Source organism: Nocardiopsis oceanisediminis (genome assembly GCF_048595525.1).
Taxonomy (GTDB): Bacteria; Actinomycetota; Actinomycetes; order Streptosporangiales; family Streptosporangiaceae; genus Nocardiopsis_A; species Nocardiopsis_A oceanisediminis.
Window position 1 is genome coordinate 4,524,256 of the sequence record NZ_JAFMZJ010000001.1, and the last position, 25,719, is coordinate 4,549,974.

The following is a 25,719-nucleotide window of genomic DNA, read 5'->3' on the forward strand; positions in this document are numbered from 1 at the left end:
GTGGCGATGCGGTCTGCGTCGACCGAACTCGGTTCAGGATCACCGCACAGGTGCGGCGCGGCGCCGAACCGCACGGATCGGCCCGCCCTCCGCCCCCGCTGCACGGATCGGCCGTAGGGGCCGCCGTGGACGAGCTGGACCTCTCCCTGGTCGGGGCGCTGCAGCGGGACCCGCGCGCGCCCTGGTCCGCGCTGGCCGGCCCGCTCGGCGTCGATGCCGCGACGCTGTCCCGCCGCTGGGCCCGGCTCTCCTCCTCTGGGGAGGCGTGGGTGACCTGCTACCCGGGCGGCGCCGCGGACGGCGGCCCGGCCAGCGCGATGGTGGAGGTGGAGTGCGAGGCGTCGCGGGCCGCCGAGGTCGCCGGCGTGCTCGCGCGCGACCCGCGGGCCGCCACGGTGGAGGTGCTGGCCGGCCGGGCCGACCTGCTGCTCACCGTGTTCTCCGCGGACCTGCGGGAGCTGACCCGCTACGTCGAGCAGCGGGTCGCCCGGGTCCCCGGCGTGCTGCGCACCCGCACCGACCCGCTGCTGCACGTGGTGCGGGAGGGCAGCCGGTGGCGGCTGGGCACGCTCGACGCCGGGCAGCGACAGGCGATCGGGGAGCGGTCGGCCTCCGGTCGCGGCTCCGCCCGGGACCGGCCCCGGGACCGGGAGCTGATGCTGGCGCTGGGCGAGGACGGTCGGATGCCGCACGCGGAGCTGAGCGAGCGGACCGGGATCCCGGTGACCACCGTCCGGCGCCGGGTCGCCGAGCTGCTCGACTCGGGCCGGGCGGTGCTGCGCTGCGACGCGTCGGCCCGGCTGACCGGGTGGCCGGAGACGGCGCTGCTGCGCCTGGACGTCCCCGCCGAGGAGCTGGAGGAGGCCGCCCACGGCCTCGGCCTGCTCCCCCAGGCGCGGCTGTGCGCGCTGACCGCGGGCCCGGCCAACCTGCTGCTGGTGGTGGTGGCGCGGCGCCTGGTCGACCTGCCCCGGATCGAGGCCCTGGCGACCCGGGGGCGGCCCCGGGTGCGGGTGGTGGACCGGCAGCTGACCCTGCGCACCGTGAAGCTGATGGGCCGCCTCCTGGACGAGGACGGACTGGCCCGCACCCGGGTCCCGATGGACCCCTGGGCCGCACCGCCCGGCTGACCCGCACCCGGGCGATGATCTTGACGTTGTCGCCACCTCAGAGCCCTTGTCGCCAAGTGGCCGTTGCAACGGGGAACCCGGGGAGGGGCGAGGGACGGGAGGTGCCCCGACCGGGCGCGGCGCATCGCGGAGCGAAGGTCCGAGCGGGCAGCGAAGGCGGGAGGGCGCGCCGGTCGGTCGGGCGGGCGCGGCGCCTCGCGGAGTGCAGGTTCAGACGGGCGGCGACGGCGCCGGTAGGGGCGGGGTGCAGGTGGCCGCCCGGGCGCGGCGCCTCACGGGGCAGGGGTTCAAGCAGGCGGAGAGGGCGAGCAGGGGAACCGGCTGGTCGGTCGAGCGCGGCGGGGCAGGGTGGGGGCGGCAGAGGTGGGGCCGGGGGCGGGATCGCCGTGCCCGCGTTGCCCGAGCGCCGGGGCCAGCCGCCACTGAAACCACCGCCCCGCTCCGACCTGGGCGAATACGTAGGGTGATGGCGGGGTAGGGCGCCCTGCGCACCGCGAGAGCACCTCGATGATTCCTGGGCGCGCATCCCGGCCCGGATCGGCCCCTGGCAGGCCCGATTGGGGCCGATCGGGCCGGTGATCGGGGGTTTGAGCAGCCCGGAAGGCCGGGATGCAGGGGGCCGGAACCCGGGGAGGGCGGGCGTGGGGGCGAGATGTCGTATTTGCCCTGCCGATAAGGGCCGCCTTGGCCACTCTGGGTAACCGGGAAGGGGGTGGTGGGGGTCTTGGGGCTTACTACTCGCTGGTAGATGTAATCGGGGTGCCGCGGAGGTGCGCAGGGCGCCCTGCCCCTGCCCGATCCCCGCCGCGAACCCGGCATAGGGGATACGGCCCCCTGACGGGCGGGGCGCGGGCGGGCCCACCTCCACCTTCGCCGGGGCGCTGCCCCTTCCCACCTTCGCCGCTTGCTTGAACCTCGGCCCCGTGAGGCACCGCGCCCGGGCGGCCACCTGCACCCCGCCCCTACCGGCGCCGTCGCCGCCCGTCTGAACCTCCACCCCGTGCAGCGCCGAGCCCGACCGACCGGCCGGTCCCCTGCCCGCCCTCGCCGCCTGCTTGAACCTCGGCCCCGTGAGGCACCGCGCCCGGGCGGCCACCTGCACCCCGCCCCTACCGGCGCCGTCGCCGCCCGTCTGAACCTCCACCCCGTGCAGCGCCGCGCTCGACCGACCGGCCGGCCCCCTCCCGTCCTCTGGCGGGCGGTATTGCAGCGGACACTGGAAACCGTCGGCTTTGAGACGGCGACAACGTCGAGATCATCGGGGAGAGGCGGGGAGGAGCGGGGCCGGGTCAGCGCGGTTCGGCGGCCAGGCGGCGCAGGGCCAGTTCGGCCAGGAGGGCGGCGCCGTCGCCGAGGACCGCGTCGTCGAAGACCGCGTGCGCGGAGTGGTTGAACGGGGCGGCGTCCGGGTCGGCCTGCGGCGGGGTGGCGCCCAGCATCAGGAACGCGGCGGGCACCTGCTCGGCGACGAAGGAGAAGTCCTCCGAAGCGGTCATCGGCTCGGGCTGCTCCTCGTAGCGGTCGGCGCCGAACACCTCGCGGACCGTGCGCGCGGCGAAGTCCGCCTCGGCCGCGTCGTTGACGGTGACCGGGTAGCTCAGCTCGTACTCGGCGTCGGCGCGGAGCCCGTGCGCCTCGGCCACCCCGCGCACCACCCGGGCGGCCTCCCGCCGCACCCGCTCCCGGCTCTCCGGGGAGAACGAGCGGATCGTCGCCTCGAATTCGGCGCGGTCCGGGATCACGTTGTCGGCGTCGCCCGCGCGGAACCGGCCGACGCCCACCACGACCGGGTCGAACACGTCGAACCTGCGGGTCACCATCGTCTGCAGCGCGGTGACCATCTCGCAGGCGGCCGGCACCGGGTCCAGCGCGGTGTGCGGGGCGGAGCCGTGCCCGCCGCGGCCGTGCACCTCGACCGTCAGCCGGTCGGCGGAGGCCATCGCGGTGCCGCCGCGGCAGGCGAACACGCCGCTGCGGCGCCCGGCCGAGCTCACGTGCAGCGCGTAGGCGGCGACCGGCCGGGACCCGGCGGCCTCCAGCACCCCCTCCTCGATCATCAGGCGGGCGCCGCCGCCGTCCTCCTCCCCCGGCTGGAACATGAACACCACGTCGCCGGGGAGCTCCGCGCGCCGCTCGGCCAGCAGCCGGACCGCGCCGACCAGCACGGCGGTGTGCAGGTCGTGCCCGCAGGCGTGCATCCGCCCGGGGAGGTGCGAGGCGTGGTCCAGGCCGGTCTCCTCGTGCACCGGGAGCGCGTCCATGTCCCCCCGGAGCAGCACCGCCGGGCCGGGGCGGCCGCCGCGCAGGACCGCGGTGACCGAGCTGAGCGCGGTGCCGGTGGTCACCTCCACCGGCAGCCCGCGCAGTGCCTCGAGCACCTTCGCCTGGGTCAGCGGGAGCTGCAGTCCCAGTTCCGGTTCGCGGTGCAGGGCCCGGCGGAGCCGCACCAGGTCGTCCTGGATCGCGGCGGCGGAGGCGCGGAGGGAGGATGCTGCGGAGGAAGCGGCGGAGGACGTCACTCGGGCTCCCGGAGGTCGGGGACGGTCGGCCGCCCCAGCTTCCCCCCGGCCCCGCCCGGCCGCCGCGATCTGCACGGATCGTCCGTTTCCGGCCCCCTCCGGTCCGGAAAGGGCCGCCCCGGTGCCAGGCGGGAGCCGGGACCGGTCGGCGAAGCGGGCGCCTGCGGCCGATCCGCACCGGGTCCCGGCGCCGCCCGCCGACCGCGGTTCGGTTCGGTGCGCGCCTGCGCTCGGCCTGTGCCCGCTCCGGCCCTACCGCGCGGGGCCGCTGCACCGACTGCGCCTCCGCCGCTCCGCGGTGCGGTCCGGTGCCGGCGCGGTCGACCGCCGATCCTGCCGCCGGAGGCGGCGTTCGGGCCGGGCCGGGGCGGCCGGTTCCTGTTCGGATGCGCCGCGGCCGGGCCGTCACCGCCGGGACGCCGGTCCTCCGGCCCGGCCGACCGGTGCGGCCTCCGCGCCCCCGGCACCGGGCCCGGCCGGGGTTCCGCCTCCCGGGGAAAGAACGGGTACGCTCAGCGGCCGGACGGGCCGTCCGGGGCCTCCGGGTAGCGGGGAGCGTCGCCCGGAGGGGCGCCGGGCCCCGGCTGCGCGCCGCCGGTCGGGGCGCCGCCGGCCGGCGGCCAGGAGGGCGGCGGGACCGGCACGCCGCGCCGCCCCTGCGCCTGCGGCGACCGCCAGCGCGACGGCCACACCGCCGTCATCAGCAGTACCGGGCCGAGCAGCAGGTAGATCGCCATTCCGCTGCTCATCCACATCGGGTCGAGGTGCAGCAGCGCCCCCAGGCCGCCGCCGAGGCCGAAGAAGGCCAGCTGGCCGATCCCGTACAGGGTGAACAGGGCACCGGAGACCAGGCCGGCCACCGGCGACATCCACGGCGCCGTCGCCAGGCCGACCAGGACCGCCCCGGCCACCACCAGCACCGCTCCGACCAGCGGCTCCCAGTGGGTGAACTGGAACATCGCGATCCCCCGCTGGAGCCACCCGAGGCCGGTGCCCAGTACCAGCGGGACCAGGAGCAGCAGCGCCACCCCGTACACCGCCCCCAGCCCGTGCCGAAGTCCGCCGCTCATCCGCCGCCTCCACCCGTCGCTCCGCCGCCGGCGGTCCCATGATCGCGGGCCGCCGCCACCGGAACGGCAACGGCGGAGTCCCAGGTCCGTCACGGCCCCGCGCGCCGGCCCGGGCCGTCCGCCCGCACCGGCGGCCTCCGTCCGCCGGCTGCCACCCGTACGGCCATACTGGGGCCCTCCGTTACCGCGCAGAGGAGGCCCGAATGCCGCGCACGCCGGACCGCCCGCCTGCCTGGGAGCCGGGCCCCTGGGTGCGGAGCAGCCACAGCTCCGCGGAGACCGGGACCTGCGTGGAGTTCGCCGCGCCGCGCCCGCGCCGGGGCGCGCCCCTCGGCGGAACCGCCTCCGCCGAGCCGCGGGTGCTGCTCCGGGACTCCCGCCACCCCGGCCTCGCCCGGCTGGCGCTCCCCCTCGGTGAGTGGGCCGCGCTCGTCCGCTCGGTGCGCGGCGGCGCGCTGTAGGCCCCGGCTCACCCCTGCCGGCCGGCGCCCTCCCGGGCCGCGCGCTCCTCGGCCTGCGCCAGCCGCTCGCGGGCCAGCCGGGTGCGGGGGTGGTCCGCGCCGAGGGTCCGCTCCCACCCCTGGGCGACCCCGGCGAAGCCCTGCACCGCGGCGGCCGCGTCCCCGTTCTCCAGCTCGTTCAGCGCGACGTAGTAGCGGGCGTCCACCGCCTCGGAGTGCTCCGGCCCGTGCAGCCGCTCCTTGACCGCGACGACCTCGGCGAGTTCGCGCTCGGCGGTCTCCCGCTCGCCCAGCCGGATCGCGGTGAAGGCCAGGTTCTGCCGGGCCTGGAGCAGCACGGGGTGGTCCGCGCCGAACGGCTCCGCCCCCTGCTCCAGCACGGCGCGGAACCGCTCCGCGGCCGCCGGGAGGTCGCCGCGCCGCACCGCGACCAGCGCGATCTGGTGCAGGGCGCTCAGCGCCTCGGCGCCCCCTCCGCCGGGGAGGCGGCCGCGCGCCTCGTACTCGGCCCGGTACACCTGCTCGGCCTCGTCCAGCCGGCCGAGCTGGAGCAGGGCGTCGCCGTGCAGGTGGCGCGCGCGCAGCGCCACCGGGTGCTCCGGGCCGAGGGCCTGCTCCGCGCGGGCGGCGAGCGCGGCGAGGGCGCGCCGGGCGGCGGCCGGGTCGCCCCGCACGAGCAGCAGCCGGTCCCGGTCCAGTGCGGCGGCGAGCGCGTCCGGGTGGTCCTCGCCCAGCGCGGCGGCGCGGACCTCCGCCACCGCCCGGTGGGCGGCGTGCTCCATGGCCGGGTCGCGGTCGGGCGCGGCGCGCAGCAGCCGCTCGGCCTGCTCCGCCGCCTCCGCCGCGCCCTCGCCCAGGCCGGCCCGGACGGTCTCGCCGATCAGCGGGTGCAGGCGGAGCGCGCGCTCCCCGTGCACCTCCACCACGGCGGCCAGGCCGTGCACCGCCAGTGCGTTGAGCGCGCGGGCCGCCGCGGCCTCGTCCAGCGGCCCGGGGCCGGTGTCGGCGCGGCCGCCGCGGAGCAGCCGCACCGGGAGGCGGCGCAGCGGCACCTCCGCCCCTTCGGCGCCGAGGAGCGCGAGCAGGTCGAGCAGGGGCTCCGCCTGGGGCGTGCCGGACAGCGCCCGCACCGACGCCCGGAGCGTGCCGGCCAGTGTCGGGCCCCGCCCGCCCAGCGGGCGGACCAGGTCGTCGATGCGCACCGCCGACGCGGCGAGGTGGCCGCCGAGCTCGCGGAAGCCGGGGAAGAGGGTCGGGTGGGCGGCCATCGCCCTGCCCGCCAGGGCCAGGGCGAGCGGGAACCCGCCGAGGCGCTCGGCCAGTTCGGCGGCGCCGTCCGCGGCGGCCGCGCCGGCGTGGTCGGCGAGCACCGCGGCCGCGTCGGCCCCGGCCAGCGGCTCGACCGGGTGCAGCGCCGCGGGCGCCCAGGTGCCCGGGTCGGCCGTCCTGGTGGTCACCAGCACGGTTCCGCGCGGGCTGCCGCGCAGCCAGCCGACGCCCGCGCCGGGCCGGTCGTCCGGGTCGAGCTCCTCGGGGCGGTCGGCGTTGTCGAAGACCAGCAGCCACGGGCGGTCCGCCGCGTCCAGCAGGTTCCAGGCCCAGCGGGCCGCCCGCCGGGGCGCGCCGGCCAGCCGGGCGGCCTCGTCCGGGTCGCCGCCCAGCTCGACGGCGGCCTCCAGGACGGACGCGGCCACGCCGCCCGGGCGCACCCACCACACGGTGCGCCCCTGCTCGGCGGCGCGCCGGGCCAGTTCGGCGGCGACGGTGGACTTCCCGATCCCGCCGGGGCCGGTCAGCACCTGCGGCCGGGGGTCGCCGCCGGCCATCGCGCCGGTGAGCGCGGCGAGCAGCCGGTCCCGCCCGCGGACCCGGGTGGCGGGCCGGGGCGCGTCCAGGCAGACGTCGGCGCGCGGCCCCGACCGCGCGGCGGAGTGGATGTGCACGTCGCCGTGGACGTCGCGGGCCTGCAGCAGCGAGCCGTAGAGGTCGCCGCGGACGGTGTTCCTGGAGGAGGGGGCGTCGGGCATGGGATCACGGTAGTGCCCGCCCGGCCGGGGCGGAGGGCCCGCCCTCCCGGTCCGGCGCCCCTGCCCGGACGGATCCGCCGCGACTCTGCGAATACCCGTCCGCAACCGGAAAGCGGCCTGGACAGTGGTCTCCTCACATGCGATCGAGGAGGCAGTATGTCCATCATGGGCATCGGGGAGACGGAGCCGCGGCCGCTGACCGTCGACGACCTGGAGCGGTTGCCCGAGGACGGCGACCGCTACGAGCTGGTCTGCGGGAGGCTTGACGTGTCTCCGGCCCCCAAGCCCGCGCACGGCCGCGCCGAGCACCGGCTGGCCTGGTGCCTGGAATCCGCCTGCCCGCCGGGGTTCGAGATCTTCCAGGGAACCGGGATCGACCTCAATGCGGACCGGACCCACCACCGCATCCCGGACCTTTCAGTCTTCGGAGATAAGAGCCTTCCGGCCTCCGGCTATTTCGCGGATCCACCGGCCCTGGCCGTCGAAGTGGTCTCCCCGGAGAGCCGGTTCCGCGACCACCACACTAAAAGGAACGAGTACGCCGCTTTCGGCGTCGAGTGGTACTGGATCGTCATGCCGGACCCGCTCGCCCCGAGCGTCATCGAGTTCCGCCTGGACGGCGGGGCCTACCGCGGCGCCTCCGAGTCCGTGGACTTCGACCTCTTCGAGACCGACGCCCCCTTCCCGGTGAAGCTGGTGCCGCACTGGCTCACCGCCGACGATTCCACCTGGAAGAGGCGGATCGGCGGCGGGTGAGCGCCGCCGGCCCCCTCACCGCCCTCCGGACCGCCCTCCGGGCGGGTCAGGCCTCGGAGACGAGGACGGCGGAGGTGCCGGGGTCGAGGGCGCGGAAGACGTGGGGTTCGTCGCCGGGGTAGCAGAGGTAATCGCCGGGGGAGAGTTCGGACGGGGAGTCGGCGGGGCCGACCGAGGCGCGGCCGGAGACCAGGACCACGTGCTCGACGGTGCCCTCGGGGTGCGGGGCGGATTCGCGCTGGTCGCCCGGTTCCGCCTCGATCAGGTAGATGTCGCGGCGGGCGCCGGACGCGCCGGAGGAGAGCAGGGCGGCGGTGTAGTCGGCCCGCCCGGAGGGGACGGCCGGGGCCTCCCCTCGGCGGACCAGCCGGGTGCGCGGCATCGGCGGGTCGACCAGGCGGGAGAACGGGATGCCGAGGGCGGTGCTGAGCGCCCACAGGGTCTCCACGCTCGGGTTCCCGGCGCCGGCCTCCAGCTGGGAGACGGTCGACTTGGACACCTCGGCGCGGCGGGCCAGCTCGGAGATGCTGTACCCGGTTCGGGCGCGCTCGCGTTTGAGGGCCGCCGCGATGAGGCCGCTCAGCGGCCCGGACTCCACCATGCCGTCCAGCATAGCGATCGTTCGTTCTCCTTGACGAACAACCGCGATGCGGCCAACATAATGGACATGCGTTCGCTACAGAGAACACTTTCCGGGGCCGGGCTCGGGGACGCGGCGGCCGTCGCCGGGGCGGTGGCGCTCGTCGGCGCCTCCTACGGGGCGATCGCCCAAGCCGCGGGGTTCCCCCTGTGGCAGGTGGCGGCGCTGGCCGTGGCGGTGCTCGCGGGCTCCGCCGAGCTGGTCCTCGTCGGCCTACTGGCCGCCGGCGCCGCCCCGCTGCTCGCCGCGGGGGCGGCGCTGCTGGTCAACACGCGCAACCTCGCCTACGGGATGGCCGTCGCGCCGTTCCTGCGGCGGGGCCCGTCCCGGGCGCTGGCGGCGCACTTCGTCAACGACGAGACCGTGGCGCTCTCCCTGGCCCGGCCGGACGGGGCCGGGCGGCGGGCCGCGTTCTGGGCCGGGGGCTTCGCCATCGCCGCCGCCTGGCCCGCCGGCGCCCTCGCCGGCTACGCGCTGGGGTCGCTGACCGGCGACCCCGCCGCGCTCGGCCTGGACGCCGTCTTCCCGACCATCCTGCTCGCCATGGTCGTCCCGGCGCTGCGCGACCGGCGGACCGCGGCCGCCGTCACCGCCGGCGCGCTGATCGCCGCGGCCTGCACCCCCTTGCTCCCGGCCGGCGCCGCCCCGCCCGCGGCCCTGCTCGGCCTGGCCGCGATCCCGCTGCTGCGCCCCCTGGAGCGGAGGTCCCGCCGATGAGCACCACGGCCTTCCTGACCGCCCTCGCCGTGCTGGCGGTGGGCACCTACGCCCTGCGCGCCGGAGGGCTGCTCCTCCGCGACCGGCTGCCGCTCTCCCCCGGAACCGACGAGGCGCTGAACCGCGCGGTCGCCGTGCTGCTCGCCGGGGTACTGGTCTCCACCACCCTCTTCGACGGCACCGAGCCGGCCGGAACCGCCCGCCTGGCCGGGGTCGCCGCCGGCGGCCTGTGCACGCTGGCCCGGCTCCCCCTGGCCGCCGCCCTGCTCACCGCGGCGGGCTGCACCGCGGCCCTGCGCCTGCTCGGCATCGGCTGACCGGGGGGCGGCGGAGCCGGCGGCCCGGAGGCGGGCCCCTCGCGGGGATCTTTCCGACTGGTCGGTCTAAACTCGCCGGTATGGCCCGTGTCACACCCCGCGTGAAGCGGTGGATCCTCATCCCCCTGTCCGTTCTCCTCACCCTCGGGCTGGTCGCCGCGGGGCTCGGGTATTGGACCGTTCGGCGCGCGTTTCCCCAGGTGGACGGGGAACTGGTGGTGCCGGTGCTGGACGGTGAGGCCACCGTGCACCGGGACGCGCACGGTGTTCCGCAGATCTACGCCGACACCCCCGGGGACCTGTTCCGGGCGCAGGGGTTCGTGGACGCGCAGGACCGGTTCTGGCAGATGCACTTCAACCGGATGACCACCGCCGGGCGGCTGGCCGAGCTGTTCGGCGAGGACCAGGTGGAGACCGACGTCTACCTGCGGACGCTGGGCTGGCGGCACGTCGCCGAGCAGGAGTACGAGCTGCTGGAGCCGGAGACCCGGGCCTACTTCGACGCCTACGCCGAGGGCGTCAACGCCTACCTGGAGCAGCGCGAGGCCGGGGAGCTCGGCCTGGAGTTCTCCGTGCTGGGCGCGTTGAACGGCGGCGCGGAGATCGAGGAGTGGACCGCGGTGGACAGCCTCGCCTGGCTCAAGGCGATGGCCTGGGACCTGCGCGGGAACATGGAGGACGAGATCGAGCGGGCCGGCCTGCTGGCCGCCGGGATCGACCGGGAGCGGGTGGAGGAGCTCTACCCCGCCTACCCCGAGGAGGAGCACCCGGTCATCGTCGGGGACGGCGAGGTGCGCGGCGGCGCCTTCGAGCCCGGGGAACCGGAGAAGGGCGGCGGGGACGGCGCGGACGAGGCGCAGGCCCCGGCGGTCCCGGAGGAGGCGGCGGCCGCCCTGGAGCGGGTCTCCGGCGGGCTCGGGTCGATCCCCGAGCTGCTCGGGCCGCCCTCCCCCGAGCTGGGCTCGAACTCCTGGGTGGTCTCCGGGGAGTTCACCGAGTCGGGCATGCCGCTGCTCGCCAACGACCCGCACCTGGGGGCGCAGATGCCCAGCGTGTGGCACCAGACCGGGCTGCACTGCACCGAGGTGTCCGCGGAGTGCCCGTTCGACCTGACCGGGTTCGGCTTCCCCGGCCTGCCCGGGATCATGATCGGCCACAACGCCGACATCGCCTGGGGCTTCACCAACCTCGGCCCCGACGTCGCCGACCTCTACCTGGAGCGGATCGAGGGGGACGCCGCGATCGTCGACGGCGAGGAGGAGCCGCTGGAGACCCGGGCCGAGACCGTCGCCGTGGCCGGCGGGGAGGACGTGGAGTTCACCGTGCGCTCCACCCGGCACGGGCCGCTGCTCTCCGACGCCGGGGCCGCCGCCGACCTGCGCGCGTTCGGCGAGAAGGCGCCGGTGGACGCGGACGGCGAACCGGTCGGCGAGGCCGAGGAGGCCTCCTACGGGGTGGCGCTGAGCTGGACCGCGCTGGAGCCCGGCGGCACCGCCGACGCGATCTTCGCCATCGCCGCCGCCGACGACTTCGACTCCTTCCGGGAGGCCGCCCGCGCCTTCGAGGTGCCCGCGCAGAACCTGGTCTACGCCGACACCGAGGGCAACATCGGCTACCAGGCGCCGGGGGTGATCCCGGTGCGCGGCGAGGGCGACGGCCGCTGGCCCGCGCCCGGCTGGGACTCCGACCACGACTGGGAGGGCACGGTCCCCTTCGAGGAGCTGCCCTACGCGGAGAACCCCGGGTCGGGGATGATCGTCACCGCGAACCAGGCCGCGATCGGCTCGGAGTACCCGCGGATGCTCACCGCGGACTGGGACTACGGCTATCGGGCGGCGCGCATCCGCGACCTGCTGCGGGAGGCGTCCGCCGAGGGCGGGCTGACCGTGGAGGACATGTCCGCGATCCAGATGGACGCGGAGAACGGCGCCGCCCGCGAGGTCGTCCCGCACCTGCTGGAGGCCGGCGCCGAGGGGACCGCCGCCGAGGCCCGCGACCTGCTCGCCGACTGGGACTTCCAGCAGGACGCCGGCTCCGCGCCGGCCGCGTTCTACAACGCCACCTGGAACCACCTGCTCGACCTGCTCTTCGACGAGCTCGGCGAGGAGCACCGGATCGACGGGGGCTCCCGCGCCTGGCTGGTGGTCTCCCGGCTGCTGGAGGACCCCGGCTCCGCGTGGTGGGAGGGGGCGGAGGCGAGCGGGCGCGACGCGGTGCTCTCCGCGGCGATGCAGCGGGCCGCCGACGAGCTGTCCGACCGGCTCGGCCCCGACCCCGCCGACTGGCGCTGGGGCGACCTGCACGCCTTCACCCCGGTGCACCCCTCGTTCGGCACCTCCGGCATCGCCCCGGTGGAGTGGCTGTTCAACGGCTCGCCGGTGCCGGCCTCCGGCGGTTCCAGCACGGTCAACGCCACCGGCTGGGACCGCACCGAGGGCTACGCGGTGTCCACCGTCCCGTCCATGCGGATGGCGGTCGACCTGGCCGACTTCGACACCGCCCGGTGGATCGACCTGACCGGCCCCTCCGGGCACGCCTTCCATCCCCAGCGGCAGAACATGACGGACATGTGGGCCGCCGGGGAGACCGTCCCGATGCCGTTCACCCCCGGGGCGGTGGCGGAGGCCGCGGAGGACACCCTGGTGCTGCGCCCCGAGTGACGCCCCGGGCGGCGGGCGGCCCGCCGCGCCCGCCGGCGCCGCGCGGAGGTGTCCCGCCGGCGGGACGCCTCCGCGCCCCGTCAGACCGGGGTGCCGTGCACGACCGAGTACTGGGGGAACTCGGAGAGCGGGACGACCCGGTCCAGCCGGAAGCCCGCGGAGGCCAGCAGGGCCTCGTACTCCTTGGCGCTGCGCTCCTTGCCGCCCGTGGTCACCAGCATCTCGAAGTCGCCGATGACCGCGATCGCGTCGTCGGGGGTCACCCGCTCGGGGATGATCGGGGCGACGATGAGCAGGCGCCCCTCCCGGTCCCCCAGCGCCTCGCGGCACTTGCCCAGGATCGTCGCCGTGTCCTCGTCGTTCCAGTCGTTGAGCAGGTTCTTGAGCAGGATCGCCCCCTCGAACTCCGGGACGGAGTCGAAGAAGCTCCCGGCCCGGACCTCGCAGCGGTCCGCGACGCCGGCGGCCTCCAGCACCGGCCCGGCCTCGGCCACCACGTCGGGGAGGTCGTAGAGCACGCCCCGGATCCCGGGGTCGGCGGCCAGGATCGAGGAGAGCAGCACCCCGCTGCCGCCGCCGACGTCCATGACCGCCCCGTCCCCCGAGAAGTCGCAGTCCTTGACGATGGCCGGCGAGATCAGCTCGCTGTTGCCCGCCATGACGCCGTCGAACGCGCGGCCGACCTCGGGCTCCTCCTCCAAGTGCTCGAAGAGGCCCTTGCCGTTGGCGGCCCGGAAGGCGTCGCGCCCGGTCCGCACCGCCTCCTCGGTCCCCGACCAGGCCCGCCAGATCCCCGGGGCGGCGGCCATCAGCGCGTACGGGCGCACCGACCCCTCGACGTCGGACCGGAACCACCGGCCCACCTCGGTGAGCCGGTACTCCCCGGGGGCCGCCTCCTCGGTCAGGCCGACCACCACCAGGGCGCGGAGCATCCGCCGCAGCGGCCCCTCCTCGCAGCCGAGCTCCTTGGCGACCTCCGGGGCGGGCCGGGTCTCCTCCCCGAGCGCGTCGGGGACGCCGAGGACGACCGAGGCGCTGACGATACGCGAGGTGATATAGCCGAAAACCAGCGAGGGAACAAGGGATTTGATATCGAATTCAGCGTCGGACATGACACGGCTCCCATGGGAATGAAACGGTCGGCACACATCGGGAAACCCGGGTGCTAGCATCGCGACCATCAATTCATCAGACCTGGAGCGGGAAATCAAGACGCGCTCCGCAATTGCAGAGCAGGGGTTCTTTTGAGCGACATCGACCGCACCCCCACCCTGATCATCGGCGCAGGTCCGGTCGGGCTCGTCCTGGCACTTGCCCTGTCCCGCCAAGGAATCCGCAGCACCATCGTGGAGCGCGATCCCGACGCGGTCCGCGAATCCCGCGCATTGAATTTCTGGCCGCGGACCCTGGAGACCTTCCGCAATCTCGGTTTCCTCGGCGACTTGATGGAGAGGGGGACGTTCGTCACCCGGCTGGAGCCCCTCGATCCGCGCAGCGGGCGCCCTCTCCTCCGCCTGGACTTCACCGGCCTGGAGGAGCTCTCGCCGGTTCCCGGAACGCTCATGTGCCCGCAGAACACCGCCGAGGAGGTGCTCCGGGAGCGGGTGGCCGGCGACCCGCTCATCACCGAGGTCACCGGCGAGTGCGTCCGCGTCGAGCAGGACGGCGCGGGGGTGTCGGCCACCGTGGAGCGGGACGGCGGGCGGACGACGCTCTCGGCGGACTACCTGGTGGGGACCGACGGCGCGCGGAGCACCGTGCGGCGCTGCGCGGACGTCCCGATGGAGGGCGAGACCAGCGACGACCGGATGCTCCTCTCCGACGAGCGGATCTCCCCCTCCCCGGAGGGCTGGCTCCGGTTCGCCCTGGACGAGCCCGGCTTCCTGGTCGGCATCCGCTTCGGCCCCGAGCAGTGGCGGATCATGGGGAGCACGCCCCCGGAGGGGGCCGACGAGGAGGCCGCCGCCCGGCACCGGGTCCGGGCGCTCTTCGGGGACGTCTCCTCGACCACGACCTGGGCCAGCACCTTCAACGTGCACCGGAGGGTGGCCGGCCGCTACCGGGTCGGCCGGGTCCTCCTCGCGGGCGACGCCGCCCACCTGATCAGCCCGATCGGCGGGCAGGGGCTCAACGCCGGCATCAACGAGGCGGAGAACCTGGCCTGGAAGCTCGCGGAGGCCTTCGCCGGGGGCGACGCGGACCTGCTCCTGGACAGCTACGAGGAGGAGTGCCGGGGGCTGATGACCAGCAGCATCTCCCGGCAGATCGACGCCGGCACCCGGGCCGAGATGTCCACCCCCCGCTGGGCCAAGAAGCTGATGGTCAAGGGGCTGTCCGTCGCCATGTCCTTCCCCCGGATGAACCTGAGCATGGCCCGCAGCCTCTCCATGCTCAACTCCGCCTACCCCTCGTCCGGGTCCCTGATGGTCGGCGACCACTCCCTGGTCGGGTCCCGGCTGAGCGACCCGAGGATCTCCGGGGAGCGCCGGCTCAGCGACTCGCTGGCCGGCCGCGCGGCGTTCGTGCTCTGCGGGCGGGGACCGGACCTCCCCCCCGCCGGCCTGCCGGTGGTCCGGGTGCCCGACCCGCCCGGGCAGTGGGGGCTGCGGGGCGAGAGCGTGCTGGTGGTGCGCCCGGACCGCCACGTCGGGGCGATCGCCCCCGCCGACATGGGGGCCGAGGAGCTGGACACGCTCTCCAGGATCGTCCTCGGCCACCGGCGGGCCGCCGCCTAGCGGCATGGCCATAATGGGGCATGCTCACCATTGGAGAGGCCGCCCGGCTCCTCGGAACGACACCGCGCACCCTCCGCTTCTACCATGAGCGCGGCGTCGTCCCCGAGCCCGGCCGCGACGAGCTGGGCCACCGCAGGTACGACATCGGCACCGTGCACACCCTCAAGCGCGTCCTCGCCCTCCGCGAGCTGGACCTGCCCCTCGACCGGTGCGCCGAGCTCCTCGACGCCGACGACGAGGACCTCGGCACGGCCCTCCGGGAGTGGGAGGAGGAGATCGCCCGGCAGCAGCGCGAGCTGGAGCAGCGCCGGCTGATGATCGCGCGGCTGCGGGCCGAGCACGACCAGTCCCACCAGGAGAGCGCCGGGCCGGTCTGGGCGGGCTGGGCCCACGTGCTCGCCGAGCACGGGGTCGCCCCGGACCTCATCGACCAGGAGCGGGCCGCGGCCCAGCTCCTGTCGCTGATCGTGGAGGAGGAGTCCTCCCTCCGCCCGCCGTCCCCCTCCCCCGGCGGGGGCGCCGGCCCGGACGGGGAGGGGATCGGCGGGGTCATGGCGCGCTTCGTCGACCTGGCGCACACCGATCCGGGCGGCGCCGAGGCCGACCGGCTCGTCGAGGACCTGGTCGAGCTGGCCAGGCCGCTGATGTCCGCGGTGCCGGCCCCGGAGTCGGCCGAGGCCGCGGGGAAGCTCGCCTCGGGGCTCCTCGACTCCTTCCCCCCGGCGCAGCGCCGCGTCATCCGCGAGGTGATGCTGCGCCTCGGCGGCGAGGGGGAGGAGGGGGCGGGCGAGCGCCCCGCCCCCTGACCGCGGCCGCGCCGCTCACCCCGCCTCCCCGGGATCCGGCAGGGCGGGCGGGTCCAGTCCGGGGGCGAGGTAGGGGCGGTGCGGGTCCACCCCCGCGGCCCGCAGCTCGGCGAGGACGCTCTGGAGCCGGTCGGCCGGGGTGCGGGCCCCTGAGCGCCAGGCGGCCGCCAGCCCCCGGGCGACCAGCGCGGAGCGGCCCCGGCCGAAGCTGGGGGAGCCGGGGCGGGCCCGGTCGACGGCGACCGCCCACCCCGGCCGCATCCGCAGCGCCAGGCAGGGCGGCTCACCGGAGAGCTCGCCCGCGAACCGCTCGCACACCTCGGCGACCGCGCCCCGGGCCCGGTCCCACTCGGCGACCGGGACGTAGGCGACCGCGGCGTCGGTGCGCTCGTAGCCGTCCGGGTGCGAGGCGAGCTTCAGCTGGAAGCGGGCGCCCAGCGCGTTCAGCCGGCCGGTCAGCTCGGCGGTGAGCCCCGCGGCCGCCTCCGCGGCCGGGCGGAGGTAGCAGCGGACCACGTCCTCGGGGCGGGGGCCGCCGGTGCAGGCGTCGCCCACGACGAGGAGGCGGCCGCGCTGGAGGTAGCGGCGGTAGGGCGGGAAGCGGACGGCCGCCTCCCCGCCGGCCCGCGGCCGCCCCCTCCAGCGCAGGTCGGACCGGTGCGCCCGCAGGCGCAGCCCGTGGCCGGCGAGGTCGGCGTGCTCGCCGTCCACCGCGGCCGCGGCGAACCCCTCCACCAGGTACCCCTCGCCGGCGACGGCCGCGATGACCTTCTCCGCGAAGCCGGGGTCCTCCCCCCGCCAGAGCTCCGCCGTGCGGGCGGCCCCGCCGGAGAGCGCCTCGGCGAGCCCGCGCCGGTCCCGGGCGTGGTAGTGGAGGTAGAGGACGGTGGTCAGGAAGGGCTCCAGCCGGTCCGCGGAGCCGCCCTCCCCGGGCCCGCCCGGGACCGGGAGCCGGCCGAGCCGGGTGTGCGCGATCGCGCCGGGGCCGAGGACCCGCGTCTCCTCCGCGATCCGCTCCAGCGCCCGGATGAACGCGCTCACCGGAGCAGGCCGGGGCCGAAGAGCGTGTCCGCCATGGCCTCGGGGTCGCGCAGGATCCGCTGCCCGACGCGGAGCGAGAGCCTTCCGACCTCGCCCAGCGAACCGATCCGCTCCAGCCGGAACAGGGCGCTGAGCAGCTGGATCAGCCCGCAGAACCGGACGGCGCGGACGACCTCCCCGGCCGGCAGGTCCCGGGTGAGCCGGTACCCCTGGACGACCCGGGCGGCGCGGGCGGGCCGGGAGGCCGGGGCGGACATGTCCCGCAGGTGGCCCGAGACCATGTGGCCCAGGACGTGGCCGAGGTCGTAGGCGGGGTCCCCCAGCCCGGCCATCTCCCAGTCGATCAGCGTGACCGGGTGCTCGGCCGCGCCGGCGGCGTCCAGGAGGACGTTGTCCGGGCTGGGGTCGAAGTGGACCACGGCGCAGGCGTTCCAGGTGGACCGCAGCTCCAGCAGCTCCCGCTCGACCGCCTGGAGGGAGGCCGCGTAGTGGTCGAAGTCGAGCCCGCACCCGTGGGCGTACTCGTCCGGGGTGAGGTGGAGGCCGTTCGGGATGGGGACGTGCGGGCGCCACCCGGGGTCGTCCCGGACCTCCCCGGGGACCGGGAGCCCGTGCAGCAGGCCGAGGACGGCGCCGAAGTGCAGCAGGTGGACGCCGTCGACCCCGCCCGCGCGCCGGGACGCCTCCGCCATCGTCTCGGCGCCGGGCACGGCCTCGATGACGGTCAGGCCGTCCGCGTCGCCGCCGCCCAGCAGCCGGGGCAGCGCCCCCCGCAGGGTCGGGTCCTCCGCCGCCGAGTCGAGCATCTCCAGGGTGCGGCGCTCGTTGTCGCTGTTGAGGTCGGCGTCGTAGTGCGGCCACTTCACGATCAGGGGGGCGCCGCCGGCGAACTCGGCGCGCACCACCGGGCGCCGGGCCATGTAGCGGTGGGTGCGCAGGACGGGCCCCCGGTCCACCCCCATGGCGCGCAGCCGCTCGCCCAGCAGGACGGGGTCGATCTCGTCCTCGGCGGAGCCCACCACGGCGTCGGTGCCCGGGAGGATGTCGGCCGGCGGGTAGCGCACCCCCATGATCCAGCACCGCAGGGAGCTCTCGTCCTCGGCCTTCAGCGACGCGGTCACTCTCTCTCGCCTCCACTCGCGGCGTGCGCGGACGCCTTCTCGGGTTCCTCCGGGAGCGCCCCCGGCACGCCGGGGACGATCCAGCTGTCCTTGACCAGCCCCTCCCGCACCAGGGAGTAGGGGATCCGGCCGTAGCCGCGGTCGCCCCAGCCGGCGCCCCAGCTGTTCTGGAAGCGCAGCGCGCCCTCGGCCGCCGCCCCGGCCGGGCGCAGGGCGTCGTCGTAGCCGGACAGCAGGACGGCGTGCCGGGCGACCAGGGGCTCGCCGGGGCCGGGCGGTACGACGTCCCCGGTCCCGAACGACAGCAGGATGCTCGGGTGGAGCGGGATCTCCAGTGAGACCGGCAGGCCCAGCGCGAGCGCGGTCCGTATCGCGTCCAGGTAGGCGGGGCACGGGCCGGGGCAGCGGTCCAGCCGGCCGTAGTGGGGCTGGCGCCAGGCCCGCGCCCGCTCGAAGCACCCGTCCGGGGGGTCGGTGTCCAGCCGGTCCGGGTCGAAGGGCCAGAGCCCCTCCTCGACCAGGCCGTACTCGCTCCACGCCCGCAGGGCGTGCAGCGTGGTCGACCCCCACCGGTCGGGGCTGCCGCTGTACCGGCGCGAGGTCCGGTAGTTGAACAGCAGCGACGGGGTGCGCTCCCGGCCGCGGCGGCGCTCGTCGTACCCGGCGAACCCCGCGACGACGGCGGCCGTGCACAGCGGGCGCTCGGCCTGGTCCGCGACCTCCGGGAACCAGGGGCTCAGGTCCGCGCGGGGCGGCGGGGCGCTCCCCCGCGCCCCGGGCGCTCCGGCCCAGGGCAGGTCCGCGGCCCCGTCCCGGAGGGCCCGCGCCGCCCGCGCCGTGGCGCACGCCGGGGCCGCCGCGCGCCGCGCCCCCGACGCCGCCCGGTGCCGGCGGCGCGCCGCGCCGGCCCCGTCCGCGGTCCTCACACCGGCCCCGGCGCGGCGGCCGACCCCTCCCTGGTGCGCTTCACCCGCAGCCGGGTCGCGGCCATGGCGCGGCGCACCTCGTCCTGGCCGAACCCGGCCCCGGGGGCCTGCTCGGGCTGGAACCGGCCGTGGTCGTCGCCGCTGACCAGCAGCGCGCTGTCCGGGGTCGCGGGCACCACCTTCGGGGAGACGTAGTCCACCGCGAAGTTGAGCCGGTCCTCGCCGCTGGTGTTCTCCCCGGAGCAGTGCGCCACCAGCATGCTGTGCATCGACGCCTGGCCGGCGCGGAGCTCGACGGCGACCTCGCTGTCCGGCTCGATGTCGATGCGCACCTCCTCGCCGCGCATCTTGTCGGCGAGCGTGTCGCCGCCGAAGGCGTGCTCCTGGGGGCCGAGCAGGTGGGAGCCGCGGGAGAAGCGCAGCGTCCCGTTGCCCTCGTCGGCCGGGGTGAGGGCGACCCACACCCGCACGGCGTGCTCCTCGACGCCGGCGAGCCCGTAGTAGACGGAGTCCTGGTGCCAGGCGAGCGAGGAGCCGCCGCCGGCCCGCCGCTGGAACAGCTCGCTCCCCCACACCAGCACGTCCGGGCCGATCAGGCTGCGCACCGCCGCCAGGATGCGCTCGTTCCGGGCGATCTCGTAGGCCCACATGTTGAACAGGTGGATCTTGGGGAAGTAGCGGTACACGGAGAGGAAGCCGCCGACGCGGTCGACGATGCCCAGGTACTCCTCGCAGTCGGCCCGCGCGGCCGCGGCCTCCTCCTCGGTCAGCGGTTCGATCGGGAAGTGGAAGCCGTCGCGCCGCATGGCCGCGACCTCCCCGGGGGTGAGCCCCTCGGCCTCCGCGGTCATGACGGCACCTCCTCGGCGGCCCGCGCGGCGCGGTCGGCCTCGACCGCCGCGTTGAGGGTGAGGATCAGCTCCTCGGCGTCGCGGTGCTTCTGGTCCGGGACGTCGGGGCCGGTGAGGAAGGCGAACAGGCGCTCGTGCTCCTCCTCGCCCAGCCCGCCCCGGGTGGCCAGCCTCAGGTTCGGGTAGCTGCGGTCCGGGAAGTACATCGCCTTGGCGGCGGCCAGGACCTTCTCCGCGGTGGCCGGCGAGGCGTGACCGGCGGCGACGGCCTCCGCGACGGCGACGCGGATGTTGGCCATCGGCTCCGAGATCGGCTTCAGGGTGTCCGACTCGTAGCTGATCGCGACCTCGTCGTCGGCGTGGAGCACGCCGTCCCGGTACATCCGGAAGATCTCGCCGATCCCGACCATGCCGAACGGCGCGCACTCGGTCCCGCGCAGCGCGCCCATGCTGGAGCCGCCGTAGACCGAGATGCCGCGGTAGATGCAGTTGAGCACCTCCTTGGGCGCCACCGAGAGCGCGTGCAGGAACTGGCCGTCGACGATGCCGATGTGCCGCGGCGGCTCCGGGCGGTTCATCAGCTCGGGCAGGTCGCCCCGTTTGATCGGGGGCCGGATCTCGCCGCCGAACAGCGATCGGACCTTCTCCATCGGCATGCTCGGGCCGATGAACAGTACGGCTGTCATTCACACACCCTCTCGGACGGATTCGTCTGCCTGGTCGCACGCGCGCCTGATCTGGCCGAGCGTCCCCTCCCACAGGCCCGCCGCGCGCGGTCCGAGCTTGGTCCGGTCGATGATCCACGACTCGATCCCGGGGACGATCACCCTGACCACGCTCACCGGGATCCCCGGGGGCGAGAGGTCCACCACGACCACCCGGTCCAGCCCCCGCTCGCGCAGGCGCCCCATCATCAGGTCGATGTCGGCGACGATGTCGTCGGAGGGGTGGTGCGGCAGCTCGCCGAACCGGACCAGGCTCTCGGAGGGCTTGAAGGCCCAGGCCTCCTTGTTCACCTGGCCGCTCCGGCGGACGTGGAAGAAGAACTTCTCCACCTCCTCGCCGGGGAGGGTGATGTCCTCGCGCAGCGCGTTGATGTCCACGGCGCGGCTCTGCGCGACCTCGCACAGGGCCCGGCAGACCGCGGTCTCGGCGTCGGGATGGGTCCCCATGCCCATGTGGCTCTGCGAGAAGGTGCTGGCGATGTTCTCCGCCACCAGCGCCAGCACGGTGCACACGCCCGTCTCCGAGCTCAGGTCCTTCAGCGACACCTCCAGCCCGGCGTCCCGGTACATCCGCACGTACCGCTGCGCGCTGGGCGGGAGGGTGTCCAGGTCGACGTTGCGGTGGCGCTCGTGCAGCCAGCGCAGGACGGGCCCGGTGGCGGAGCCGAAGGTGCCCCTGCCGACCAGCCGGCTCATCCGGTTGCCGATGAGGTCGGCCATGGTCCAGTCGTCCCGCTCGATCAGCTCGCACAGCGCGTGGCAGACCGCCTCCTCCACGGAGTTGCCGGAGGCGATGCCGTTGGTGGTGCCGAGGCGGTGGCTGGGCACCTCGTGGTAGCGGGAGTAGTAGCCGGCCAGGTAGAGGGGGACCAGCACCTCCTCGTCCCGGCCCAGGTCGTGCCCCTTCACCCAGGAGATCGGGGTGTCCGGGCCGCAGACGTGGAACGGCTCCAGGTTGACCTCGTCGGGGGCGACGATGGCGCGCCCGGCGGCGCGCAGCTCGGCGACGCTCGCGACCTCCTCGGGCCGCATCGGCAGCGCCGCGGCGAACCGCTCGACCGCCTCCATGATGGCGGAGGTCTTCGCGGCCAGGTCGGTGCCGCCCTTGCCGTTGTAGACCGAGATCATGTCGTGCGAGGAGGGGCAGATGGTGTTCCAGACCGGGATGCCGATCCGGTCCAGCCCGGTGATGTCGGACAGCCGGGTGATCCCGACCCTGCGCATGTGCGGGAGGATCCGCTCGTAGGTGGTCTCGACGGCCACCTCTCGGTGCGCGCCGACCCCGTCGATCTTGGGGATCCGGTTCCGGAGCTTCATCAGGAGGCCTTTCCGGTGTCGGCGGTGCCGGCGCGGGCCAGGTCGACCCGCCCCTCACCGGCGTAGTCGAATCGGACGTCGATCTGGTCCCCGGGGCGGACCCGGACGGCGTCGGGCAGCAGCCACACGCAGCTGTACCAGTGGCTGTCGGGGCCGCCCTCCCACGGGGAGGAGGTGAAGTCGACCGAGGGGGAGAGCGAGGCGCGGAAGTAGACCACCACGCCGTTGGCCCTTCCGGCGCGGGTCGCGGTCAGGGTGCGCCGCTCGGAGAGCCGGCGGGCCGGCTCCGACAGGTCGACCTCGTAGAGCGGGTCGGCTCCGCTCAGCGCGGTCCAGGTGCCGACCTTCTCCGGGCGCTCGTAGAAGGAGGAGGACCGCCCCTGCTGGGCGTCGCGGAACGGCGCGAAGTCGATGCCGTACCGCCGCTGCCACAGGCGCAGCCGGTCCTCGCCGATGCGCTGCGCGGCGACCGCCTCGTCGGGGACGTCGACGAGCGTGGCCAGGCCCTGCAGCCGGCCGGGGAGGAGGCGGGCGTCCGGGGTGAGCAGCCGCCTGCGGGCGTCGTCCACGGTCTCCCAGATGAGCATGTCCATCGCCTCGTTGCCGACGATGTCGGTGGTGAGCAGGGTGGCCTTCTCCGGGAGCCGCAGGGAGTGGGACCACTCCTGGAGGAACTCGATGCGGTCGGCGACCCCGTTGTGCACGGCCAGCTTCTCCGCCAGGTGCACCATGCCGGCGGGTTCGACGGCGTAGACCTTGCGGGCCCCGCTCTGCGCCGCGGCGATGGCGAGGATGCCGCTGCCGGTCCCCAGGTCCAGCACGACGTCGTCGGGGCGGACCAGCTCCCGCACGGCCTGGACGAAGGCGGGCTTGCGGATCGTGTCGTTCAGGATGAACTGGTGGACGTAGGAGGTGTCGTAGCCGTACACCGGCCCCTTGGAGAACCGGGCGTCGGGCTCGGTGCGCACCACGCCGCCCTCCACCAGCTGGGAGGCGGTGGCCAGGAGCAGTTCGGTGCTCCTGGCGCCGGTGAGCCGGGGCGCGCAGAACCGGAGCAGCTCGGTGACGGTGCGGGGCGAGCGCAGCGCGTCCAGGACCGACAGGGTCTCGGGGCCGAGCTTGAGGACGCGCCCCTGGTGGTGGAGGCGGACCGATCCCCCGGAATCCACCCGGAGGTCGAGCTCCCGCTCCCGGTACAGCCTCGTCTCAGGGGTGAGCATGGGCGGTGGTCTCCTTCGCTGGGGTGCCGTCGGTGGAGGGGGCGGAGGTGCGGGCGGCGACCGCCTTGGCCAGGGCGCGGACCACGATCGGGCGGAAGTCGCCCATGGATCCGGTCCCGCGCCCCTGGTCGGCGACGACGAGCCCCGGCTTGGGCTCGACCACGTCCACCCCGTCCGCCCTGAGCTGGGCGATGTTGCGCTGCACGGCGGGTTTGGCGAGCATCGCCCCGTTGGTCGAGGGGACGGCGATGACCGGGGCCTCCGCCGCCAGGACGACCGAGGTGAGCAGGTCGTCGGCGATGCCGTGCGCCGCCTTGCCCAGGAAGTTCGCGGTCGCGGAGAGCACCAGGACGACCTCCGCCCAGCGGGCGAGCTCGACGTGCGGGACCGCGAGGCCGGTGTCGTCCCAGCCGGTGAGGACCGGGTGGGGGGTGAACGGCCGGACCGCGCCCGGGCCGATGATCTCGGCGGCCCTCGGCGTCATCACGACGCGGGGGACCACACCGGTGAAGCCGCTGAGCGGGAGCCAGGCCAGGATGTGCGGGACGGCCACGGCCGACACCGACCCGCAGACCCCGATCAGCAGCCTGACCTCCCCGCCTTCGGCTGGGACCGCCTCGGTCTCGGTCATCAGGATGTACCTCCCTCGGATGGGGTGAGCAGGGCGGCGAACGGGCCGTCGCAGCGGAGCAGCAGCCCCAGCGGCCCCCTGGTTCCGCCGCCGGAGACGGCGTTCAGCGCCATGTGCTCGGTGATGCGGTGGGCGGTGGCGTACCGCAGCTCGGTGCGCTCGGCGGCGGCCGGCGGCCGGCCGGCGCCCCGCTCGTACCCCGCGAGCAGGGCGCGCCCGAGGGCGAGCAGCCGCGGCCGGCGCCCTCCCCCGGCGGCCCCGGCGAGCTCGACGAGTTCGGCGGCCATGAACGCCAGGTCGGCCATGGGGCGGCCCCAGCCCGCCTCCCGCCAGCCGAGCAGCGCCGGCGCGCCGCCCGGGACGACCAGGGCGGTGGAGAAGCGGCCGTGGACCAGGGCGGCCGGGCCCCCGGGCGGCGGGGCCGCCAGGGCGCGGGCCAGCGCGGGTCCGGCCCGGTCGGCCAGGAGGGCGCGGATGCGGTGCACGTCCGCGGCGACCCCGGGGAGGGCCGCGGTCCACGCCGCCCCCCGGGTGCGGTCCGGCAGCCCGGGCGGGACCCGGTCGGCGGGCACCCGGTGCAGTCCGGCCAGGAACCGGCCGAGCCCCTCGAAGGCCTGCTCGGCGCCGGCGGGCGGCCCCTCCGGGGCGGTCAGGGCGTCGAACAGCAGCGCGCGGGTGGGCACGGCGGGCCACACGGCCCGCTCCGGCGCCGCGGGGTCGGGGATCCGCGGCAGCAGGCAGCCGGGCCGGCCGCCCAGGGCGCGCTCCAGCGCCCGCAGCCGGTCCTCCGGGAGGTAGGCGGCGTGGTCGCCGCGGACCGCCTCCTCCCACACGTGCTCCGCGCCGGCCCCGGCGCACCTGCGGGCGGCGAGCGGGCCGTCCAGGACGCGCGGGGACCGCACCCCGGGCGCGGCCCCGGCGCTCACGCCACCTCCCGGCCGCGCGGCCGGGCGGGGCGGTAGGGCTCGCGGACGTCCAGGCCCTCGGCGGCGTAGCGGCGCGCGATCGCCGCGAAGCGCTCCTCCGGCCCGTCGGCGCCCGAGGTGTAGGCCTCGATGAGGGCGTCGGCGATCAGGGTGCTGTGGAACTGGCCGTAGCTGACCGCCCCGGGCCCCGCCGCCGTCACCGGCTCCGGGGCGTCGTGCCACCCCCTGCCCCGCCGCCTGGCCAGCGATGGGCCCTCGTCGCGCAGGTCGGCGGCGAAGTCCCCGTGCACGGCCTCCAGCAGCGGGGCGGCCCGGCGCTCGTGGCGCTCCCCCAGGTAGAAGACGAACGGGTCGAGCCGGTGGTAGCCGCTCGGGGAGTTGAGGAGCTTCAGCTGCCAGGGGAAGGCGAACCCGGGGTCGCCGATGAAGCGGCGGAGCAGGCGCACCGCCGCCTCCGCCCCGTCGGGGGTGAAGTAGTGCCGCCGGAGCGGGCCGTCGTCCCCGCCGGGCGGCCCCGCCTCCGACAGGGCGGTGAACCAGCGGGCCTCGGTGTAGTGCCGGTAGGCGGGGAGCCTCAGCCGCACGCCGTCTCCGTGCGGCTCCGGGGAGACGTCGGCGGGGTCGGCCCTGAGCCGGACGCCGCCGCGCCGGACCTCGACGCGCCCGCCGCTCTCGGCGGTGGCGTGCCAGCCCCGGCTCGGGAAGGTCCGGCCAGCGTTGATCTCCCGCAGGCGCCTGCCCAGTTCCGGGGCCTCCCAGTCGGTGACCGCGGTGACCCGCCGGACGCCCTGCATGAGGATGGCCGCGGCCTCCAGGTCCCCGCAGTAGTAGTGGAGGTAGAGGAACCTCCAGAGGTGCTGGCGCACCGGGAGGTCGCCGCGGAGGTCCATCACGCGGACGGGGGCGTTGGAACCATAGGAGGCCTGCTCGAACAGGTCCGGGGAGACCACCTTCACCTGTTCGGCGATGCTTCTGAAGACTCTCTCGTACCGGTCCACGGAACCCCATCGGTCTGTGCTGGCTGTGCGGGACGTGCTCGCGGGCCGGGCGCCCGGAGGGCCCGGGTGTGCTGCGGGGCGGTGCCGCCCCGCAGCACGGCCCGGGCCTGTTGCGCGGTGGTCAC

23 protein-coding genes are annotated in these 25,719 nt (G+C 76.0%); 8 read left to right on the forward strand and 15 right to left on the reverse strand.

Annotated features, from left to right (window positions below):
• The first annotated feature begins 125 nt into the window (after positions 1-125).
• The gene (locus tag J0910_RS20130) at positions 126-1,130 is read left to right on the forward strand and encodes an Lrp/AsnC family transcriptional regulator (protein WP_420160099.1); all 1,005 of its coding nucleotides are present in this window, start codon (positions 126-128) and stop codon (positions 1,128-1,130) included.
• A gap of 1,289 nt (positions 1,131-2,419) precedes the next feature.
• Here J0910_RS20130 and J0910_RS20135 read toward each other — a convergent pair.
• Positions 2,420-3,649, reverse strand: a complete 1,230-nt coding sequence (locus J0910_RS20135; protein WP_420160100.1) for a M20 metallopeptidase family protein — start codon at positions 3,647-3,649, stop codon at positions 2,420-2,422.
• Positions 3,650-4,161: 512 nt separating this feature from the next.
• Positions 4,162-4,719 (reverse strand): hypothetical protein, encoded by a 558-nt coding sequence (locus J0910_RS20140; RefSeq protein WP_420160101.1) that lies wholly within the window; start codon positions 4,717-4,719, stop codon positions 4,162-4,164.
• A gap of 203 nt (positions 4,720-4,922) precedes the next feature.
• Here J0910_RS20140 and J0910_RS20145 point away from each other — a divergent pair, with 203 nt between their 5' ends.
• A complete protein-coding gene (locus tag J0910_RS20145) occupies positions 4,923-5,180 on the forward strand; it encodes a DUF397 domain-containing protein (protein ID WP_420160102.1) in 258 nt (85 codons plus the stop codon).
• Positions 5,181-5,188: 8 nt separating this feature from the next.
• On the opposite strand, the gene J0910_RS20150 is transcribed toward J0910_RS20145, so the two are convergent.
• On the reverse strand, positions 5,189-7,207 hold the full coding sequence (locus J0910_RS20150) for a tetratricopeptide repeat protein (protein WP_420160103.1): 2,019 nt from the start codon (positions 7,205-7,207) through the stop codon (positions 5,189-5,191).
• A 156-nt stretch (positions 7,208-7,363) separates the two neighbouring features.
• Between J0910_RS20150 and J0910_RS20155 the strand changes: the two genes are divergently transcribed.
• Positions 7,364-7,963, forward strand: coding sequence for a Uma2 family endonuclease (locus J0910_RS20155; RefSeq protein WP_420160104.1), 600 nt, complete (start codon positions 7,364-7,366; stop codon positions 7,961-7,963).
• A 46-nt stretch (positions 7,964-8,009) separates the two neighbouring features.
• Here the strand turns inward: J0910_RS20155 and J0910_RS20160 are convergent, their stop codons facing one another.
• Entirely contained in the window at positions 8,010-8,576 is a 567-nt protein-coding gene (locus J0910_RS20160; RefSeq protein WP_420160105.1) for a helix-turn-helix domain-containing protein, read from the reverse strand.
• A 54-nt stretch (positions 8,577-8,630) separates the two neighbouring features.
• Here J0910_RS20160 and J0910_RS20165 point away from each other — a divergent pair, with 54 nt between their 5' ends.
• From J0910_RS20165 to J0910_RS20175, 3 genes are all read left to right on the forward strand, one after another.
• The gene (locus J0910_RS20165) at positions 8,631-9,320 is read left to right on the forward strand and encodes an AzlC family ABC transporter permease (protein WP_420160106.1); all 690 of its coding nucleotides are present in this window, start codon (positions 8,631-8,633) and stop codon (positions 9,318-9,320) included.
• Entirely contained in the window at positions 9,317-9,637 is a 321-nt protein-coding gene (locus J0910_RS20170; protein WP_420160107.1) for an AzlD domain-containing protein, read from the forward strand. The genes J0910_RS20165 and J0910_RS20170 overlap by 4 nt, the downstream gene beginning before the upstream one ends.
• An 80-nt stretch (positions 9,638-9,717) precedes the next feature.
• Positions 9,718-12,297 carry a penicillin acylase family protein gene (locus tag J0910_RS20175; protein WP_420160108.1) on the forward strand — a complete coding sequence of 860 codons (2,580 nt, stop codon included), beginning with the start codon at positions 9,718-9,720 and terminating at the stop codon, positions 12,295-12,297.
• 80 nt (positions 12,298-12,377) lie between these two features.
• Here J0910_RS20175 and J0910_RS20180 read toward each other — a convergent pair whose 3' ends face one another.
• The gene (locus J0910_RS20180) at positions 12,378-13,409 is read right to left on the reverse strand and encodes a methyltransferase (protein WP_420160109.1); all 1,032 of its coding nucleotides are present in this window, start codon (positions 13,407-13,409) and stop codon (positions 12,378-12,380) included.
• A gap of 132 nt (positions 13,410-13,541) precedes the next feature.
• Between J0910_RS20180 and J0910_RS20185 the strand changes: the two genes are divergently transcribed.
• Positions 13,542-15,032 carry an FAD-dependent monooxygenase gene (locus tag J0910_RS20185; protein WP_420160110.1) on the forward strand — a complete coding sequence of 497 codons (1,491 nt, stop codon included), beginning with the start codon at positions 13,542-13,544 and terminating at the stop codon, positions 15,030-15,032.
• Between the two features lie 20 nt (positions 15,033-15,052).
• Positions 15,053-15,838, forward strand: a complete 786-nt coding sequence (locus tag J0910_RS20190) for a MerR family transcriptional regulator (RefSeq protein ID WP_420160111.1) — start codon at positions 15,053-15,055, stop codon at positions 15,836-15,838.
• Positions 15,839-15,853: 15 nt separating this feature from the next.
• On the opposite strand, the gene J0910_RS20195 is transcribed toward J0910_RS20190, so the two are convergent.
• The 10 genes from J0910_RS20195 to J0910_RS20240 are packed head-to-tail and all read right to left on the reverse strand — an operon-like array spanning position 15,854 to position 25,594.
• Positions 15,854-16,879: a T3SS effector HopA1 family protein gene (locus tag J0910_RS20195; RefSeq protein ID WP_420160112.1), complete on the reverse strand. Its 1,026-nt coding sequence runs from the start codon at positions 16,877-16,879 to the stop codon at positions 15,854-15,856.
• Positions 16,876-18,000, reverse strand: a complete 1,125-nt coding sequence (locus J0910_RS20200) for a phosphotransferase family protein (protein ID WP_420160113.1) — start codon at positions 17,998-18,000, stop codon at positions 16,876-16,878. The genes J0910_RS20195 and J0910_RS20200 overlap by 4 nt, the downstream gene beginning before the upstream one ends.
• Positions 17,997-18,926, reverse strand: coding sequence for a C1 family peptidase (locus J0910_RS20205; protein WP_420160114.1), 930 nt, complete (start codon positions 18,924-18,926; stop codon positions 17,997-17,999). Before J0910_RS20205 ends, J0910_RS20200 begins: the two co-directional genes overlap by 4 nt.
• On the reverse strand, positions 18,923-19,777 hold the full coding sequence (locus tag J0910_RS20210; RefSeq protein WP_420160115.1) for a phytanoyl-CoA dioxygenase family protein: 855 nt from the start codon (positions 19,775-19,777) through the stop codon (positions 18,923-18,925). Before J0910_RS20210 ends, J0910_RS20205 begins: the two co-directional genes overlap by 4 nt.
• The gene (locus J0910_RS20215) at positions 19,774-20,463 is read right to left on the reverse strand and encodes a TfuA-like protein (protein ID WP_420160116.1); all 690 of its coding nucleotides are present in this window, start codon (positions 20,461-20,463) and stop codon (positions 19,774-19,776) included. The genes J0910_RS20210 and J0910_RS20215 overlap by 4 nt, the downstream gene beginning before the upstream one ends.
• Complete coding sequence (locus tag J0910_RS20220; RefSeq protein WP_420160117.1) at positions 20,464-21,819, reverse strand: YcaO-like family protein; 1,356 nt, start codon at positions 21,817-21,819, stop codon at positions 20,464-20,466.
• Positions 21,819-23,039: a 50S ribosomal protein L11 methyltransferase gene (locus J0910_RS20225; RefSeq protein WP_420160118.1), complete on the reverse strand. Its 1,221-nt coding sequence runs from the start codon at positions 23,037-23,039 to the stop codon at positions 21,819-21,821. The genes J0910_RS20220 and J0910_RS20225 overlap by 1 nt, the downstream gene beginning before the upstream one ends.
• The gene (locus J0910_RS20230) at positions 23,026-23,670 is read right to left on the reverse strand and encodes a flavoprotein (protein WP_420160119.1); all 645 of its coding nucleotides are present in this window, start codon (positions 23,668-23,670) and stop codon (positions 23,026-23,028) included. The genes J0910_RS20225 and J0910_RS20230 overlap by 14 nt, the downstream gene beginning before the upstream one ends.
• Complete coding sequence (locus J0910_RS20235) at positions 23,670-24,596, reverse strand: phosphotransferase (protein ID WP_420160120.1); 927 nt, start codon at positions 24,594-24,596, stop codon at positions 23,670-23,672. The genes J0910_RS20230 and J0910_RS20235 overlap by 1 nt, the downstream gene beginning before the upstream one ends.
• On the reverse strand, positions 24,593-25,594 hold the full coding sequence (locus tag J0910_RS20240; RefSeq protein WP_420160121.1) for a T3SS effector HopA1 family protein: 1,002 nt from the start codon (positions 25,592-25,594) through the stop codon (positions 24,593-24,595). The genes J0910_RS20235 and J0910_RS20240 overlap by 4 nt, the downstream gene beginning before the upstream one ends.
• Positions 25,595-25,719: the final 125 nt, after the last annotated feature.